Annotated in this window: 14 protein-coding genes; 10 read left to right on the top strand and 4 right to left on the bottom strand. The window is 44.1% G+C overall.

Annotated features, from left to right (window positions below; all coding sequences use genetic code 11):
* Positions 1–113 precede the first annotated feature (113 nt).
* Positions 114–449: a gliding motility protein GldC gene (gldC, locus tag J6I44_RS12290; protein WP_265766434.1), complete on the top strand. Its 336-nt coding sequence runs from the start codon at positions 114–116 to the stop codon at positions 447–449.
* Positions 450–517: 68 nt separating this feature from the next.
* Here the strand turns inward: gldC and amrB are convergent, their stop codons facing one another.
* Positions 518–1762 (bottom strand): AmmeMemoRadiSam system protein B, encoded by a 1245-nt coding sequence (amrB, locus tag J6I44_RS12285; protein ID WP_265766433.1) that lies wholly within the window; start codon positions 1760–1762, stop codon positions 518–520.
* Positions 1763–1861: 99 nt separating this feature from the next.
* Positions 1862–2569, bottom strand: a complete 708-nt coding sequence (nth, locus tag J6I44_RS12280; RefSeq protein ID WP_265766432.1) for an endonuclease III — start codon at positions 2567–2569, stop codon at positions 1862–1864.
* A 142-nt stretch (positions 2570–2711) separates the two neighbouring features.
* Here nth and J6I44_RS12275 point away from each other — a divergent pair, with 142 nt between their 5' ends.
* Both J6I44_RS12275 and J6I44_RS20900 read left to right on the top strand, forming a co-directional pair.
* Positions 2712–3986 carry a spinster family MFS transporter gene (locus J6I44_RS12275; protein ID WP_265766431.1) on the top strand — a complete coding sequence of 425 codons (1275 nt, stop codon included), beginning with the start codon at positions 2712–2714 and terminating at the stop codon, positions 3984–3986.
* Positions 3987–4269: 283 nt separating this feature from the next.
* Positions 4270–4530 carry an energy transducer TonB gene (locus J6I44_RS20900; RefSeq protein WP_350356699.1) on the top strand — a complete coding sequence of 87 codons (261 nt, stop codon included), beginning with the start codon at positions 4270–4272 and terminating at the stop codon, positions 4528–4530.
* Between the two features lie 184 nt (positions 4531–4714).
* Here J6I44_RS20900 and trxB read toward each other — a convergent pair whose 3' ends face one another.
* On the bottom strand, positions 4715–5683 hold the full coding sequence (gene trxB / locus J6I44_RS12270) for a thioredoxin-disulfide reductase (RefSeq protein ID WP_265766430.1): 969 nt from the start codon (positions 5681–5683) through the stop codon (positions 4715–4717).
* A 250-nt stretch (positions 5684–5933) separates the two neighbouring features.
* Between trxB and J6I44_RS12265 the strand changes: the two genes are divergently transcribed.
* From J6I44_RS12265 to J6I44_RS12250, 4 genes are all read left to right on the top strand, one after another.
* The gene (locus J6I44_RS12265; RefSeq protein ID WP_265766429.1) at positions 5934–6302 is read left to right on the top strand and encodes a transmembrane 220 family protein; all 369 of its coding nucleotides are present in this window, start codon (positions 5934–5936) and stop codon (positions 6300–6302) included.
* 214 nt (positions 6303–6516) lie between these two features.
* A complete protein-coding gene (locus J6I44_RS12260) occupies positions 6517–7641 on the top strand; it encodes a Re/Si-specific NAD(P)(+) transhydrogenase subunit alpha (RefSeq protein ID WP_265766428.1) in 1125 nt (374 codons plus the stop codon).
* A gap of 100 nt (positions 7642–7741) precedes the next feature.
* On the top strand, positions 7742–8023 hold the full coding sequence (locus J6I44_RS12255) for an NAD(P) transhydrogenase subunit alpha part 2 (protein WP_265766427.1): 282 nt from the start codon (positions 7742–7744) through the stop codon (positions 8021–8023).
* Between the two features lie 4 nt (positions 8024–8027).
* Positions 8028–9461: an NAD(P)(+) transhydrogenase (Re/Si-specific) subunit beta gene (locus J6I44_RS12250; protein WP_265766426.1), complete on the top strand. Its 1434-nt coding sequence runs from the start codon at positions 8028–8030 to the stop codon at positions 9459–9461.
* Between the two features lie 273 nt (positions 9462–9734).
* Here J6I44_RS12250 and J6I44_RS12245 read toward each other — a convergent pair whose 3' ends face one another.
* On the bottom strand, positions 9735–10160 hold the full coding sequence (locus J6I44_RS12245; protein WP_265766425.1) for a DUF4342 domain-containing protein: 426 nt from the start codon (positions 10158–10160) through the stop codon (positions 9735–9737).
* Between the two features lie 218 nt (positions 10161–10378).
* Between J6I44_RS12245 and J6I44_RS12240 the strand changes: the two genes are divergently transcribed.
* From J6I44_RS12240 to J6I44_RS12230, 3 genes are all read left to right on the top strand, one after another.
* Positions 10379–11920 (top strand): YifB family Mg chelatase-like AAA ATPase, encoded by a 1542-nt coding sequence (locus J6I44_RS12240; protein ID WP_265766424.1) that lies wholly within the window; start codon positions 10379–10381, stop codon positions 11918–11920.
* Positions 11921–12422: 502 nt separating this feature from the next.
* A complete protein-coding gene (locus tag J6I44_RS12235; protein WP_265766423.1) occupies positions 12423–15719 on the top strand; it encodes a SusC/RagA family TonB-linked outer membrane protein in 3297 nt (1098 codons plus the stop codon).
* A 51-nt stretch (positions 15720–15770) separates the two neighbouring features.
* Positions 15771–17228: a SusD/RagB family nutrient-binding outer membrane lipoprotein gene (locus J6I44_RS12230; protein WP_265766422.1), complete on the top strand. Its 1458-nt coding sequence runs from the start codon at positions 15771–15773 to the stop codon at positions 17226–17228.
* Positions 17229–17301: the final 73 nt, after the last annotated feature.

Here is a 17301-nt window from a genome sequence, read left to right as displayed (position 1 = left end):
TAATATACGAAACAGCCGATTAAATAAGCTCAAATCAGAAGGCAAGCTTTAGAAAAAAGCAAGATTTACCGTATTTTGAGAGCAAAAATATAGAGCACTAACCAAACATTTTTATGCCTCAGAATAAAAAGGAAATTAGTATAACCGTAGAGTTAGATGATAACAACGTTCCGGAAAAGATAGATTGGAATGCTACGGATAAAGATGGAGAAGGAATAGCAAACTGCAGAGCGATGATGCTGTCGATGTGGGATCCTAAAAAGCAAGATACCCTCCGGCTCGACCTGTGGACGAAAGAAATGACGATGGACGAGATGAAAGTCTTCTTCCATCAGACGCTGATAACCATGGCGGATACCCTGGAAAATTCAACCAAGGAAGAGGGGATGGCCGAAGATATGCGTGATTTTACTTCCTACTTTGCCGAAAAAATGGAAATTATGGAGTAAGTTAAAAATGAAAAATTAAGGATTAAAAATTTTGTGAATATGGGGGACCAATTTTTAATTGGTCATTTTTAATTTTTCATTGAATAAAGGATAGATCCAAAGGTAACGGCACTTTCGCGTTCTCGTTCATCCCAGCGATCGTAGCTAAGTACCTCCCCTTTCAGGTCAGGCATACTATTTAAAAAAGTATAGAGTGGAGGAAAGCCACAAATACGGTAAGGATCAACATCTTTTGCAAGTAGCTCCAGCATGTTTTTGGGCTCATTATTGGAGCCATAATCCATGAACTGCTGGTCAAAATTTTCTACCTGCGCAAAGAGGGTAGAGGCCGGTTGTTCATCACCAAACTTTTTGCCAGTGTGGGCCAGGTCCCCACTAATCAGGAAAAAGGTGTCATCATCGTGGGCAAATTGATTGTTCAACAGCGATGTAAATCGATCCACCAGCTGCCCATGATGTCCATTGTCCATGTACAGAAGTTCTTGCAAGCTCGACACCAGAAAGGGAACAACGCTAAAACGGTGTTGCCAGAGGTAGCTTAAAAACAGGAGGTGCAGCTCGATGCTGTGTTCCATCCTGTGCGCTCGGTCCTGGGCGGTAATCCCACAATCTTGCTTGGTTTTAAGCCGTTCAATGACAGCCTGGTCACGATTAATGGTACCCAGGGGCAACTGGAAATTTTTATCAACCAGAATGAAGGGGTGATCTTCATATACCTGAGGGTACCAGCCAGCATAGTGAGAGGTAGCCAAAATGACCACCCGTTTGGGTTTAAGATTTTTGATAGGAGCAAAAGCTTCAACATAGCTGTTTAAAGCTACCCTTGGATCAATATGTGGGGCATACAGCGCTTTCGGCTTTTCTGGTGTGCCGTTGGGGATAGACTGGTCAAAAGCTTCATCCAGGTACTGTCGCAGTTCTTCTGGGTTTTCGGGATAAGAGTTACCGGCTGTTACGGATTGATGAACATCACCATGCTCGTATTTAAGCTCCATATTCTGGGCATAGGCCTTAAAAAACTTCGAGTCGAGCAGGCGGTTTTTGTCCAGGAATTGTATGAATTCCAGAACGTCTGATTTGGTAACGCCATCACCGAGATAGTTTTCTAAGTCCGAGAGGCTTTTACGCCCATCCAGCAGAGAAAGCAGGCTTCCGGTGTCTCGATGCAGGGCAAAATCCTGCGGAGCATACTGACGCGGATCCCGAAAGTAAAGGTATTCATCTCCATTTTCGCGCATGGGGATAACATCCAGGTCGCGACGTATTCCTGGAATGGGGTTCGTTTGGGAGTTAAATAGTTTGGAAGTGCTCATTTCTTAATGAAGGCTTCATTATGGGATATAAGGGATAGGGGTATATCGTTTTTGTAACACAATATTGGATGAATTTTTATTTCCATATACCCCTTATACCTACTTTTCTCGCATTTCTTGGCATTCACAGTGGGTGCCATATTTTTTGCAAAGCGGATGATCGGGCGGCTCCGATATACGTGCTTTGCAGGCATTACGTCCGTGATGGATGATTAAGTGAGAAAGGTCCGTCCATGATTCCCTGGGAAAAAGGGCCATCAAATCGCGCTCAATTTTGTTGGTATTCTTTTCTTCTTCCGTCAGTCCGTACCGGTTGGCAAATCGGCGAACATGGGTGTCCACCACCACACCAACATTGATATTGAAGGCATTGCCAAGCACAACATTAGCCGTTTTGCGTGCTACACCATAGAGTTCGAGCAGCTGATCCATCGTGCTGGGAACATCTCCATCATAATTCTCCACGATAATGGTTGAAGAGGTCTTCAGGGCCTTGGCTTTATTTCGATAAAATCCGGTAGATCGGACCAGCTCCTCCAGCTCTTCGATGGGCGCTTCGGCCATCAATTCAGGCGTAGGGTAAGCCTCAAAAAGATCGGGTGTTACCTTATTTACCCGTACATCGGTGCATTGGGCACTAAGGATAGTTGCACAAAGCAGTTCAAAAGCGTTGCGATGAGTGAGTTCGCAATGGGGATTAGGGTAGTGCTGGTAAAGTTCATCAAGGATTTGCCGTGCCTGCGCTTTTTCCTCTTCTGTTTTCTCAGGAAGTTTAGGTAAATCGTCGTATAGTTTTACTTTAGCCATGAATAAAATTCGTTGTCATTAATGCTCTCCAAAAATCATAAAGTGATTGCAAGAATACAATAGTTGATTTGAGGCCAATTATCTGCCGGTGGATTTACACCTGTAATTTCCGGTACATTAAGGCTTAATAAAATTCTGTTAAATGCCTCTAACAAAAGAACGTGCAAAACAGTTTATCTCATCACCCTATGCCTGGCTGGTGCTGGGATTATTAACGCTTATCTATATATCCAGCTTTGTTGACCGCCAGATTATCGCAGTGTTGGCTCCTCAAATCCAGCAAGAGCTTGCTCTAAGTAACTTTCAGGTGGGCTTGCTTTACGGTACGGCCTTCTCGTTTATCTATGCAATATGTGGCATACCCATGGGGCGGCTGGCCGACCTGTATTCTCGAAAATGGATGATTGTTGCCGGACTTGTCGTTTGGAGCCTGATGACCTTTATCAGTGGTTTTGCCAGTTCACTTGCCTTCTTGATTGTGGCACGCTTTTTTGTGGGGATTAGTGAGTCGGCCTTAAGTCCGGCGGTTTATTCGTTGCTTGCGGATTATTTTCGTCCTGAACAACGGGCAACAGTGTTTTCCATTTATGCCTCCGGAATTTTTGTAGGCGTCGGAGTGGCTTTCCTGGGAGGAGGAAGCATCGCCCAAGCTTATAACTGGCGAACCGCGCTCATGAGTGTTGGGTTACCCGGATTACTGATAGCTGCAATAGCATGGTTTGTCATTCGAGAGTTGCCCCGTGGCATTACCCGGGGTGGAGAACGTTACGAAGCCATAACCGATTTTCGGGAGGTTTTGTCGTACATCCTGCAAAAGAAGACCGTGCGCTATCACTTCCTGGGGTTTTCATTCCTGGCCTTTACAGGATATACCATATTGGGATTTATTGGAATTGTGCTTAAAGATATTCATAACGCCGCTTCCCTAACACCTCAATACGGATGGTTTATGATGGCAACCGGCTTGAGCGTGATAGCTTCTGGTAAAGCAGCTGATTGGTTAGCCGGTCGTTGGGAGGCTTCGCGTCGTTTTGTGATGGGTATGGTGGCCGGATTAGCATGCCTTCCACTCTATTACGCCGGACTTTTTGCCGAGTCTGGTACAACGGCTCTTATTTTAATTGGTTTAGCGAATATTATCTCTTCCTCCTATAATGGAGTGGCAGCAGCTCTGCTGCAATACTTGGTGAAACCCAATATGCGGGCGCTGGCTGGGGGACTCTATCTTTTCGTCATTAGTATCGTTGGATTTGGGATTGGCCCACCCCTTACCGGATGGCTAATGGATACTGTTTTTACCGCGCAATACGGTCCGGCTAAAGCCCTAATGCTTGTATTTAGCTGCTGCGGAGTGCTGGGTAGCTTATGCTTTTGGAAAGCTATGCAGAGCTATGAGCAGGATGCTGAGAACGCATAGATCCGACAATTAGATACTATAAAATTCAATAAATTGTTAATAGTATTCATTTATCTATTATGTTCTAAGGTTATAACTAATCATGATAAAAATGACTATTCATGAAAGGTAAAACGATCAAATATTTGCTGTTATCTTTTTGTCTCTTAATAGGAGTCGCATGCAGTTCATCAAAAGAAGGGGTTGTTTCGCAAACACAAGATAAGCCTGTCGAGATAGGTAGCGATTCGTTGACCGTTTTCAAGCAGGGTGAAGTAGATAAAGAACCACAGGTGGTTGGGGAATGCTACGTCTTGCCCAATCGATGGACTACCCTGCGGAAGCCAGGAATAGAGGGCTTCGTGGAGAGGTTACTGTGAAGTTTATTGTCTTAAAATCGGGTGAGGACATAAACCATACTATTATTAAGTCGGTACACCCCATTCTTGATAAGGCTGCTATTCAAACTATTAGAGAGGCATCTTTTGAACCGGGAATCAAAGATGGTAAGCCAGTCAATTCCTTCTTTAGTCTTCCGCTTAAATACCGTATGAAAAGGTTTTAATCCTTCTTGGGGGGAAGATAAATTGGGGTGGGATTGATTGCATCTCACAAAAAGATGGCCCTGTAATTTAGATCAATCCTCCTGTCCTTTTTCTTTAAGAGTCCTTGCAAAACTGGGCTTGTCATCCTGAATTTAACTCAGAATGACAAGACGTAATAGTTTTGAAAAGGACTCTCGAAATATATTACTCAGCAGCTACTTTTTCCTGAACTTCCTGTTCTGCTAAAAACCGCTCTGCATCCAGGGCAGCCCTACAACCGGTACCCGCAGCAGTTACAGCCTGACGGTAAACCGGATCCATGGCATCACCACAGGCAAAAATTCCTTCCAGATCTGTTTCGGTAGATTGTCCTTTGGTTTGGATATACCCTACATCATCCATGGTAAGAACGCCTTTAAAAAGGTCTGTATTGGGTTTGTGTCCAATAGCGACAAAGACGCCCTTTACATCCTTAAGGGTGGAAACATCATCTGTTTCGTTATTGACCACTTTCACACCATCTACGGCCTCTTCGCCAAGCACTTCCTGCAACTCGGTATCCCACATGAATTCAATTTTCTCATCATTAAAGGCACGCGTCTGCATTGCTTTCGAAGCCCTGAGCTCCTTGCGACGATGCAGGACGGTAACTTTACTGGCAAACTTGGTGAGGAAGGTGGCTTCTTCCATCGCTGTATCGCCACCACCGACTACAATAACATGCTCATCCCGGAAGAAGGCGCCATCACAAGTGGCGCAGGCCGAAACGCCTTTCCCTCTCATCTGCTGCTCGCTTTCCAGTCCTAACCATTTGGCGGATGCGCCGGTAGATACGATAATTGATTGGGCAAAAAGTTCGGTTTCCTCATCAACTTCTAAACGGTACGGACGTTCGCTAAAATCGATATCAGAGACCATGCCATAACGGCAATCGGCACCAAAACGCTGTGCCTGTTCCCGAAAATCCTGCATCATCTTGGGGCCTAAAACGCCTTCCGGATATCCGGGATAGTTTTCTACATCGGTGGTCTGCATCAATTGTCCGCCGGGTTCGGGTCCCTCAAAAACCAAGGGATTCAAATCAGCCCGGGCTGCATAAAGCGCGGCCGTCAACCCTGCGGGACCGCTTCCCACGATTACAACATCAAATGTTTTTCCTGCAATATCTTCCATAATTCTAAAATTCTGTCACTTTGCTCTATTAAATTCATCCAAACATACAAAATTTAACGAAATGAATAGAGTTGAAATTTTCTATGCCTGTCATAGAGATGAACTAACAGCTCTTGATCTTACGAATCGATTCTATGTTTGGTTATTTGCCTTATCGCAAATCAAGATAAAATAGGATCGTGAACTTCTTCCAAATGTTTTACTTTAAAGGTGTTCAATTTTAAAAAGTTAATGAAATTATATTCATAATATGTCGACCTCTAACCGATGGATCACCGGCTTCAACTACTTTATGATGATCCTTTTTCTTCTGGCAGCCGGATTTCAGTATAACGATTTTGACGCCACCGCCTGGATTATCACATACAGTACAGCTGCTCTGGCTTGTATTTTATGGCGCTGGACCTCTATTTCACGTTTCTTATTTGCTTTACTATCACTGGTCTGTGCAGTCTGGGCGCTTTACCTCTTAATAATACACGGCGATCAACTCTCTTGGGACGGGATGTTTAACTCTATACAGATGCAAAACAACAGTATCGAAATAATCCGTGAAGCCGGCGGACTATTTATTATCAGCTGCTGGTCGGCCGTTTTGTTTTGGAATCCACGCCAATAGAAAATCCCCCATCCGGAAAGTTTACACAATTATTATCGTGTGATTTCAAAAAAATGCAGTAGAAATACCTTTATTTCGGAGCGTTACCTTCATAAATACTAATATTAATTGCCCATAAATAAGTAGTCGCATAATTTTTTAAAAAAACATTTGTATTCCTCGTCGTTTTCTATTTTTTTTAGATTCAATTTTAAACTTTTTTACAATAACTATTGTGATTGTTGCGATACCAAAAGAAACGGCCGAACGTGAAAAACGGGTAGCGTTAATTCCTGATACAGTAAGTAAGCTTATCGATAAGGGATTAGAGGTTGTCATTGAAAAAGATGCCGGACTGGCATCGAACTTCCTGGATAAGGCTTACGAGGATGCAGGAGCCACGATCCAAGAAAACCGGGCAGAACTTTTCTCCTCTGCCGATATCCTTATCAGCATTCAAACGCCATCCGAAGAAGACCTTAACACTCTTTCCGAAGGAAGTATCCTTATTTGCTTTTTATGGGCCTTGCAGAACGAAGATACCATTAACCTGCTGAAAGAACGGAATATAACAGCCCTCGGAATGGATGCTATTCCGCGTATTTCTCGCGCACAGAATATGGATGCTCTTTCTTCGATGAGCTCTATTGCAGGATATAAATCTGCCCTGATCGGCGCAAATAAATTGGATCGTTACCTTCCTATGATGATGACCGCCGCGGGAACCATTGCCCCGGCCAAAGTACTTGTCTTAGGCGCCGGCGTGGCTGGTCTGCAGGCAATAGCAACCGCCAAACGGCTGGGAGCCGTTGTCGAAGCTTTTGATATTCGTCCGGTAGTTAAAGAACAGGTTGAAAGCCTGGGCGCTACCTTTGTAGAGGTGCCCGACCTGGATGAAGATTCCGAAACCGAGGGGGGCTACGCCAAGGAACTGTCGGATGACAAGCAGGAACGCCAGCGACAAGTCATTCATGAACATGCCAAAAAATCCGATATCATTATCACAACGGCATTAATTCCCGGTAAGCCAGCCCCATTGCTGGTCACTAAAGAGATGGTTCATGATATGAAGCCAGGTTCTGTTGTTGTAGACCTTGCTGCTGAACAAGGTGGAAACTGTGAGCTGACGGAACCGGGTAAAACAACGGTGGTGAATGAGGTAAATATTGTCGGACCTCTTAACATACCCAGTATGTTAGCCCATCATGCCAGTGAACTGTATTCTAAAAACATGTGGGCCCTTATGGATCACCTGTTAGAAGAAGGGGAACCCCATTTCGACTTTGAAGACGAAATTACACTCAAAACAACCATCACGCATCAGGGCGATATTATCAGCCCAATGCTGAAAGAGAATTAAAAATTAAGAATGTAAAACTATCTGAACCACAAAATTTACTCATTCTTAATTTTTCATTTTTAATTATCCTAATCGAGCAAAAACTAATAACCAAAAGATTATGTCGGGTCTTATATTTAATTTATTCATCTTTGTCTTAGCCTCCTTTGTAGGCTTTGAACTTATATCTAAAGTGCCTCCTACGCTACATACTCCGCTTATGTCGGGAGCAAACGCCATCTCTGGCATCACCATTATTGGTGCTCTCATTGTTGCGGGACAAACAGGCGACGAATGGGCGCAAATTATCGGTTTTTTAGCTATTGTCTTTGCCACCATTAACGTGGTAGGCGGATTTATGGTTACCGATCGTATGCTCGAAATGTTCAAGAAAAAAGATTGAGATAATGAGTCATTTTTTACCTTCCGGCCTTCAGACTATGTTACCCAACATTATTCAGCTTGTTTATTTAATAGCAACAGGCATCTTTATTTTTGGCATTAAACGATTGGGGTCTCCGGCTACTGCTCGTTCAGGAAACCAGCTTGCCGCTCTTGGGATGTTAATTGGTATTGTTGTTACGCTTTTTGACCAACAGATACTGAGTTTCGAATATATTATTGCAGGAATTGTTGTCGGCTCAGCAATCGGCGCTTTCCTTGCCAAAAAAGTAGAGATGACCTCCATGCCCGAACTGGTTGCTGTCTTTAACGGTTTTGGTGGCGGTGCTTCGGCCTTAGTGGCTTGGGGCGAGTTTACTCGTGTTGCCGATCCTACTATCTTCAGCGGTCAAGATCTTGTAACTACAGGTTTAAGTATTCTCATTGGTGCTATAACCTTTACCGGTAGCTTCGTTGCTTTTGGAAAGCTAAAAGGCTTTATAAGTGGAAATCCACTTACCTTTCCGGGCCAAAACGTCTTCAATGCTCTGCTATCTATTGGTAGCTTTGGTCTGGTTGGCTGGTTAGCATTTGATCCCACAAATCTAATCATTTTCTGGACGTTGTTCGGCATTGCGCTGTTTCTTGGTATTCTTACCGTATTGCCTATTGGTGGAGCCGATATGCCGGTAGTGATTTCCCTTTTGAACTCTTACTCGGGCCTGGCTGCTTCTATGGCGGGCTTTGTGATCGGCAACAACCTGCTGATTATCAGTGGTGCTTTGGTTGGTGCGGCTGGTCTTATTCTTACCAATATCATGTGTGAATCTATGAACCGTTCGCTGGGCAATGTATTGTTTGGTGCCTTTGGTGGTGATAACGGCGGCGATGGTGGAAATACAGGTCCCGCAGCTGATACCGACAAAACGGTTCACAAAACAACGGCCCAAGACGTTGCCTTACAGTGTTCTTATGCCGATAAGGTAATTATTACGCCCGGCTATGGATTGGCGGTAGCACAGGCTCAACATGTGCTTAAAGAAGTCGTCGATAAACTGGAAAAGAAGGGCGTGAATGTTAAATATGGAATTCATCCTGTCGCAGGACGTATGCCCGGCCACATGAACGTATTGTTAGCTGAGGCTGATGTACCTTACGATCAGCTGTATGATATGGAACAGATCAACCCGGAATTTAAGTCAACAGATGTTGTACTGGTTATTGGTGCAAATGATGTTGTGAACCCTGCGGCAAAAACCGAAGAGGGAAGCCCCATTTACGGCATGCCTATCCTGGATGTGGATGAAGCCAAGCGTACCATCGTCTTTAAGCGGAGCTTAAGTCCTGGTTTCGCCGGTATTGATAATGAGCTCTTCTATGAAGATTCGAACCAGATGTTCTTTGGTGATGCGAAAGATACCCTTCAGGATCTCTCGCAGGCTATTGGTGAGATGGATTAATTAAGCTTCCGTTCAGAGCCACAGATTTCCACTGATTAGATTATTCAGAAGAATAATGTTAAGGATCAGTGCGAATTTGTGGCTTTACCTATTTAAATTATTAAAGAACATACATAGTTGGATTCTGAGCTACTACTTAAAGTAGACTTCATAAAACACCATCAGATCCTGTCATTCTGAACTAAATTAAGGATGACAAGCCCAGTTTTGCAAAGATCTCTACAATGTAGGAATGATGAATTTAGGGTTTCCTAATTTTTAATTTTTCATTGACTACTCTTCTTCGCCTTTGCCCACCGTTTTTTCCGTCTTACTTTTTGTATTAGCGGTGTCTTCCTTTTCTTCTTCCTCGTCTTTGATGTCAATGATTTCAGCCTCTACCTCATATTCATCTTTCGACTTTTTTTCTTGGGTTTCGCCTTCCTCTTCGGGATAACGTTCCACAATAATCTTAATATCATTCATGAACAGGGCAAACATACTGATGGCTGAAACAACGGGCGCTATTGCCGTAAGCATCGCTGTTCCGGCAACCCCAACCGTCAGTTGCGATTGAAATAACACTTTCCCTTCTTTGTTCTGGATGATAACTCTTCGGGCATTGCCTTCTTTGATCAATTTCTTAACCTGGCTAATAATCTCTGAAGCAGTTCCCTTTACCTCTTCACTAAACGTCTTTTTGGATTCTGAAGTATTCATGACAGTCTCTTTTTAACCAATTGGATAGTTATGATTTAAAATCTCCTTAGTCAACATATACCAAATAAAAGTAGCTATACCTTGAAGGTTAACGAGGCACTAAAGTCTGTTTATAAGCTAATTTTATAAATTAATTTAAATTTTTTTGTAAGGATTTCTCTTTTCTAAGGTCTTACTACGTAAAGCGAATAAAAAAGATTCATTAAAAGGAGCCCCATATGTTATCCAGAGTCTATTGCGCCTCAACCATTGGAGTAGATGCCCGCCTTATCGAAGTAGAAGTGAACCGATCTGGAGGAATGCCCAAATATTTTTTAGTGGGCTTGCCCGATCGGGCCGTAAGTGAGTCCAGTGATCGTATTGAAGCAGCGCTGGAAAATTCGAATGCTTCATTTCCGGGAGGACGTATTACCGTAAACCTGGCCCCGGCCGATCTGCCTAAAGAGGGGAGCGCCTTCGATCTGCCCATTGCTTTAACACTGCTCGAAGTATCCGGACAAGTGGAGACCGACCGGCTTCAAAAAACGCTGGTGTTAGGCGAGCTGGCACTGGATGGAAAGCTACGCCCGGTAAAAGGGGTATTGCCAATGGCGGTACAAGCGCGTAAAAAGGGAATCAAACACATGGTAGTTCCGGCCGAAAATGGTCCGGAAGCTGCCGTAGTGGATGGAGTCAGCGTTTATGCCTTTGAGCATTTGGTTGAAGTGATGGAGTGGTTACGCAATGAAGGGGGGCATAAACCGCTCGATGTCGATGTAAAAGCCATGTTTCGAAAAAATGGCGAGCATGAAATATTAGATTTTAGCGATGTTAGAGGACAGGAAAACGTTAAGCGCGCTCTGGAAGTTGCTGCTGCCGGAGGTCATAATGTCGTCATGGTAGGGCCTCCCGGGTCCGGGAAAACAATGATGGCTCGCCGATTACCCAAAATTTTACCACCTTTAACGCTCGACGAAGCCCTGGAGACGACCAAAATACATTCAGTGGCAGGACTTTTGCCCGGTGGTAAGGCACTGGTCACAGACCGCCCGTTTCGTTCTCCGCACCATACGGTTTCGGATGTAGCCCTGGTAGGGGGAGGAAGTATCCCCATGCCAGGAGAAATTTCTATGGCGCATAACGGGGTGCTTTTCCTGGATGAATTACCTGAATTTAAGCGAAGTGCACTTGAAGTAATGCGTCAACCACTCGAAGATGGTTCAGTTAGTATTTCGCGTGCGCGAATGAGTGTGAGTTATCCCAGTCGGTTTATGCTGGTAGCATCTATGAATCCCTCGCCAACCGGGGATTGGTATGATGCTTCTGACCCGGCCGGGGCCACACCTTCGCAGATGCAGCGATACCTGAGTAAAATTAGTGGTCCTTTGCTCGATAGGATTGATCTGCATATTGAGGTGCAAAAAGTGAGTTATGAAGAACTTTCAAGTAAGGCGAAGGGAGAATCGTCTACAGCTATCAGGGAAAGGGTGATAGAGGCGCGAGAGGTTCAGACCAATCGGTTTATGGGTATTGAGGGAGTATATTGCAATGCACAGATGAATACTAAAATGTCCCGAAAAATTTGTGTGCTGAATGATGAAAGTGCTCAGCTATTAAAAAAAGCTATCACTTCACTGGGTTTGTCCGCTCGTGCTTATGACCGAATACTTAAAGTTGCGCGCACAATAGCAGACTTAGAGCGGTCGGAAACCATACGATCCAACCATATTGCAGAGGCTATTCAGTATCGTAGCTTAGATCGGGAAGGTTGGTTGGGCTAAAAAAGTGTAAAATTATTTTAAAAAGTATGGTATTTGTAGTATTAGACATTCTGATTTTTGCCATTATGTCAGGGGAAGGGGCTGGATTTTAGGTAAAATCTTATACAGGCTTACAGATAGTATAAAACATCCTTTTGCAGCTGTTAATAGAAGAATTTGGCAAATGTCTCAATAGGTATTTTGGAATATTAAGGCGTTTTGTGATATAGGTTAAAGAAAATTTGGCATAATTAATAAAAATCCTTAAATAGGTAGGCGTGTATTTTTTCTATAACCCAATTTTGGGTAAATACTTTCAATTCTTCTGTAGAAAAAGTACATTTAATTGTTCAAAAAATTATGCGCAATGATTCTCTAAATATTTTTAGAGCAATCGATATTGCTCTTTAGGGCTTTTTTGAGCATAAAAGGGGGTGCATGTTAAGTAGTATATATTACTATACGCATGTAACCATTCTTTTATTGTACTATAATCTAATCGTTAATAAATATGAGGTTATCTATGTATAGAAAGTTACTACTAACGGTAGTGGCCTTTCTGCTAACTATGGGTACTGCTTTAGCGCAGACCGGTAGTCTATCAGGAACCGTCACAGAAGCCGGATCAGGTGAGGTTTTGCCTGGTGCTAACGTGTTAATATCTGAGCTCTCCCGCGGAGCTTCAGTGAGTCCGGAAGGAACGTATGAAATTACGGATCTTCCGGCTGGAACATATGAGGTAACTGTTTCTTTTATTGGTTACACAAGTACGACAGAAACAGCAACCATTACTGAAGGTGAGGAAACTACGCTTGACATCGCATTAGAGGCAGGCGTTGCTCTTGGTGAGGTTGTTGTAAATTCTGCTTTGAGTATTCCCAGGGAAGAAAAATCTTTGAGTTACTCCGTACAGCAGGTAAGTGGAGATGAGCTTGCCGCTGGTGTAGAGGACGGTATTGTTAGTTCTCTGGCTGGTAAAGTTTCCGGGGTTCAGGTTATTGGATCTGCCGGAGCGAATATCGGCGGTTCACAAAAAATTCGTATTCGTGGTGCCAACGGTCTTTCCGACGGTCAGCCACTTTTTGTTGTCGACGGTACGCCGATCAGTAATAGAAGTTTTTCTGAAAGTACAAGAGGTCGTGACTTCGGTAACTTAGCGTCTGACCTTAACCTTCAGGATGTAGAGTCTGTTTCTGTATTGAAGGGTGCGTCTGCATCTGCTCTCTATGGTAACCGAGCGGCCAATGGTGTAGTACTGATTACTACTAAGAGTGGAAGCATGGGTGCGGATACTCCCTTACAGGTAAATTACAGTAACAACACTTCTATTTCAGAGGTGGATATTTTACCTGACTATCAAAACCAGTATGCTGGTGGATATGTGCAAGATCTGATTCCTTATACTGATCCAGAAACGGGTGAAGAGGTAATGGGACTGAACTATGCAGCTGATGAAAGCTGGGGGCCTAAAATTGATGGACAGATGTACCGTCCATGGTGGTCTTGGTATCACGGTGACTTTACCGGCGACGGACAAGATGATTATGGTACACAGGTTCCATTGACAGCTAACCCTGACAATGTCCGTAATTTCTATGAAACTGGTTGGGAAACGTCAAACAGCCTGGCTATTAGTGGTGGTAGCAGTAATACTGCTTATCGTGTTTCTGTTAAGGACACTAAGACGAATGGAGTTATACCTAACTCTGAGCTTGATAAAACATACCTGAACTTTAATGGTTCCCTTCAGCACAATAACAAGTTTACTTCCAAGGTAAGCTTCAATTATGTGAATACACATGCTAAAGGGCGTCCGGCTCAAGGTTATTCTCCTACATCAGGGAACCCAACCCAGTCGTTTAACCAATGGTTCCAGCGACAGTTGGATATGGACAAGGTTAGTAACTACCGGTTGGATGACGGCTCTTTGACTTCCTGGAACATCCGATCTCCAGAAAATTTACGTCCACTCTACTGGAATAGTCCATATTTCAGTATTAACGAAAATGTGCCTGTTGATGACCGTGACCGTGTGTATGGTAATTACAGCCTGTCATATAAAGTATTGCCGAGCCTTGAAGTAAAAGGTTCTATTAAGGCTGATATCTATGATATGGTTACAGAAGATCGTATTGCCTCAGGTGGTCTTGAGGTTGACGATTATACGGTTCAACAGCGTAACAGCCGTGAGATGAACTATGAGTTTACGGCTAATTACCAACAGGATTACGAAAACTTTTCACTCAGTGGTCTTGTAGGGGGTAATCTGCGCCAGGAGCGTTATCGTTCTGTTTATCAGTCAACGGAAGGTGGACTTTCTACGCCTAACCTGTTTACTATTGAAGCTTCTGTAGATCGTCCTGACGTAGAAAGTTATATCGAAGAAAAGGACGTTCGAAGCCTGTTTGGTACCGCTACCTTAGGATGGAAAGACTTGCTTTTCGTTGATGCCTCGCTGCGTAATGACTGGTCGTCATCTCTGCCAACCGGCAATAACTCTTATCTCTACTATAGCTTTTCCGGTAGTTTAGTCTTTACTGAACTTGGTATTTTCCAGGATCAGGATTTCCTGAGCTTCGGTAAAATCCGGGCTTCTATCGCCCAGGTAGGGGATGACATCGATCCATATTCGGTCATTCGTACCTATGATGTAGGAACGCCTTACGGCTCTTCTCCAAATTTGCAGGTGCCTAATACATTGGTCAACACCAATCTTAGGGCTGCAATATCTTCCGACTATGAATTCGGATTGGATACGCGCTATTTCGGAGGCGACCTCCGACTCGACCTGACGTACTACAATTCAGTGCGTGAAGATGAAATTCTTCAGCTTCAGGTTCCCGGTGCCAGTGGATACGAAGAAGCCACTATTAATGCCGGTGAGTTTGTGAAGCAAGGGGTTGAAGCACAATTAGGTGCTACGGTACTCCGCCGTCAGGATTGGTTGTTAGATCTGACCGTAAATTGGGCAACCAACAAGTCAGAGATCAACTCTCTGGATGAGCGTATCAACCGACAAGAGTTAGAAGGTGCTTATTTCGGTCCGACACTATATGCTACAGAGCAATCTACTTGGGGTAATATCATTGCCGGTGGATATGATGAGCATGAAAATGGCGGACGTATTGTAAATTCTAACGGTACCTTCGCGGTAAACCCAAATAAAGATCTGGGCACTATTTTACCTGACTGGACGGGTGGTTTCCGAGCTGACGTATCTTACAAGAATTTTAGTCTCGGAGCATTTGTCGAATTTCAGAAAGGTGGACAGTTCTACTCCATTACCCGCATGTTTAATGCGTATTCCGGCCTTAGTAAACAAACGGTTGGTAACAATGCGATCGGTAATCCGGTACGTGATCCTATTATGGATTCCGACGGAAACACTACTTACATTAATGACGATGGTGATGAAGTAGCTTATGCTTCTTTGCCTACGGATCAAACCAGTCCAGAAACGGGTGGTGTATTAGTTGAAGGAGTAGACAGCGATGGTAATCCTGTTTCATATATGACACGAGCATCAACTTATTACAGCTCTATGTTCTCTATTAAAGAGGCGTGGACTTATGATGCCAGTTACGTTAAGCTTCGAAATATTAAGCTTACCTACCAGCTGCCCAACAGTCTGATGGAAGGATTGCCATTATCACAAGCCAGTGTTGCCCTCAACGTTCATAATGCATTTTTACTGTATTCAAATGTTGATGGTGTTGACCCATCCATTATCCAAAATGGTACAACTGGTTTCTCTTGGTGGGAAGGCGGAGGTCTGCCTGGTACCCGCTCAATTGGATTGAATGTAAACTTAAGTTTCTAAACCTACATGGATCCAATTATGAAAAATTTAGAAAAAAGAACACTATTTGATATGAAGAAAGCAATAGTAACTCTACTGTTAGCAGTATTAGTTGCAAGCTGTGATGATTTTGGGGATATCAATCAAGATCCCAACAATCCATCTGAAGCCCAAACAGCATTGCTGCTTACTGGTGCAGAACGATCAATTAGCGATGTGATCGGAGCCGTAACGGGTACACTCTATGTACAATACTTTTCAGAGACACAGTACACAGAGGCTTCACGTTATGAGACGATCAACTTCAATTTTAACTCTTGGTATTATAATCCGCTGCAAAACCTGCAGACGATTAAAGAGTTAAATCGAAATCAGCCAGCCGAAGTATTATCCGGGGGGAGCAATGCCAATCAAATAGCGGTTGCCAATATTCTCCAGGTGTATTTTTACCACTTCATGACTGATCGATGGGGCATGATTCCATTTGAAGAGGCCCTTGGGGGTGGAGAAAACCTTGGCCCTGCCTATAGCGACCAGCAAACCATTTATACAAGTATGCTGGATACGCTTGAAGCAGCTGCCGGTAATATTTCAACCTCTGAAGCTGCTGTCAGTGGGGATATTATCTTTGATGGTGACATGACGCGTTGGCAACAGTTTGCCAACAGCCTGCGCCTCCGTATTGCTATGCGTGCGGCTGATGAAGCGCCTGAAATGGCAAAAACCCATGCAGAAGCCGCAATTTCTGCCGGGTTGTTAGAAGCAGATGCAATGTATCCTTACATGGCAAATGCCAATAATGACAATCCTTGGTACGAACGATTCCAGACACGTACGGACTATGCCATCAGTGAATTCATGGCGGACGAAATGAAAGCCATTGATGACCTGCGTCTTACGGAGTATGCGCTTCCTGCTCCTGCCGCTGAAAACGATGAGCCCGGTACGCAGCTGGAGGAAATCGTAGGGATGCCCTATGGAATCGAAAATGCGGGTAGCATTGATAACTCCCAAATCTCGTTCCCCGGTTCTGCAATAGGTGCCGGTGGACCTGGTGTAGGAGAGCAGGATGCTCCGCTGCCTATTATCACGACGGCGGAACTTAACTTCCTGAAAGCCGAAGTTGCAGCCCGTGGCTGGAATGCCGGTGGAACTGCTGCCGAGTTCTATGCAATGGGTATTGAGCAGTCCTGGAAGCAATGGGGCGTTTATGGAGACGGCAGTGATTTTACTACTTACATGGCGCAGCCAGAAGTTGCTTATGATCCAACAAACTGGGAACAAAGCATAGGCTACCAGAAATGGATTGCCCTTTTCCCCTTAGGCTACGAAGGTTGGGCTGAATGGAGAAAGCTGGATTATCCCGAGCTTACTCCTGCACCAGCAGCCATGAACAGTAGCGGAGAAATTCCTCTTCGTCATGGATATCCAACCTCCGAGTCACAGCTGAACCAAGAGAACTACGAAGCAGCTGTAAGTGCACAAGGAGAAGATGCATTAGATACCAAGCTTTGGTGGGATGTCGACTAACTGACACCTGCTCACTTTATGTACTTCGAAAGCCCCTTCCATTACCGGAAGGGGCTTTTTTATTTTAAACCTT

The sequence above is a fragment of the Fodinibius salsisoli genome (assembly GCF_026229185.1).
Taxonomy (GTDB): Bacteria; Bacteroidota; Rhodothermia; order Balneolales; family Balneolaceae; genus Fodinibius; species Fodinibius salsisoli.
Note: the sequence above shows the minus strand (reverse complement) of the source record. Positions and strands in the feature narration are given on the sequence as shown.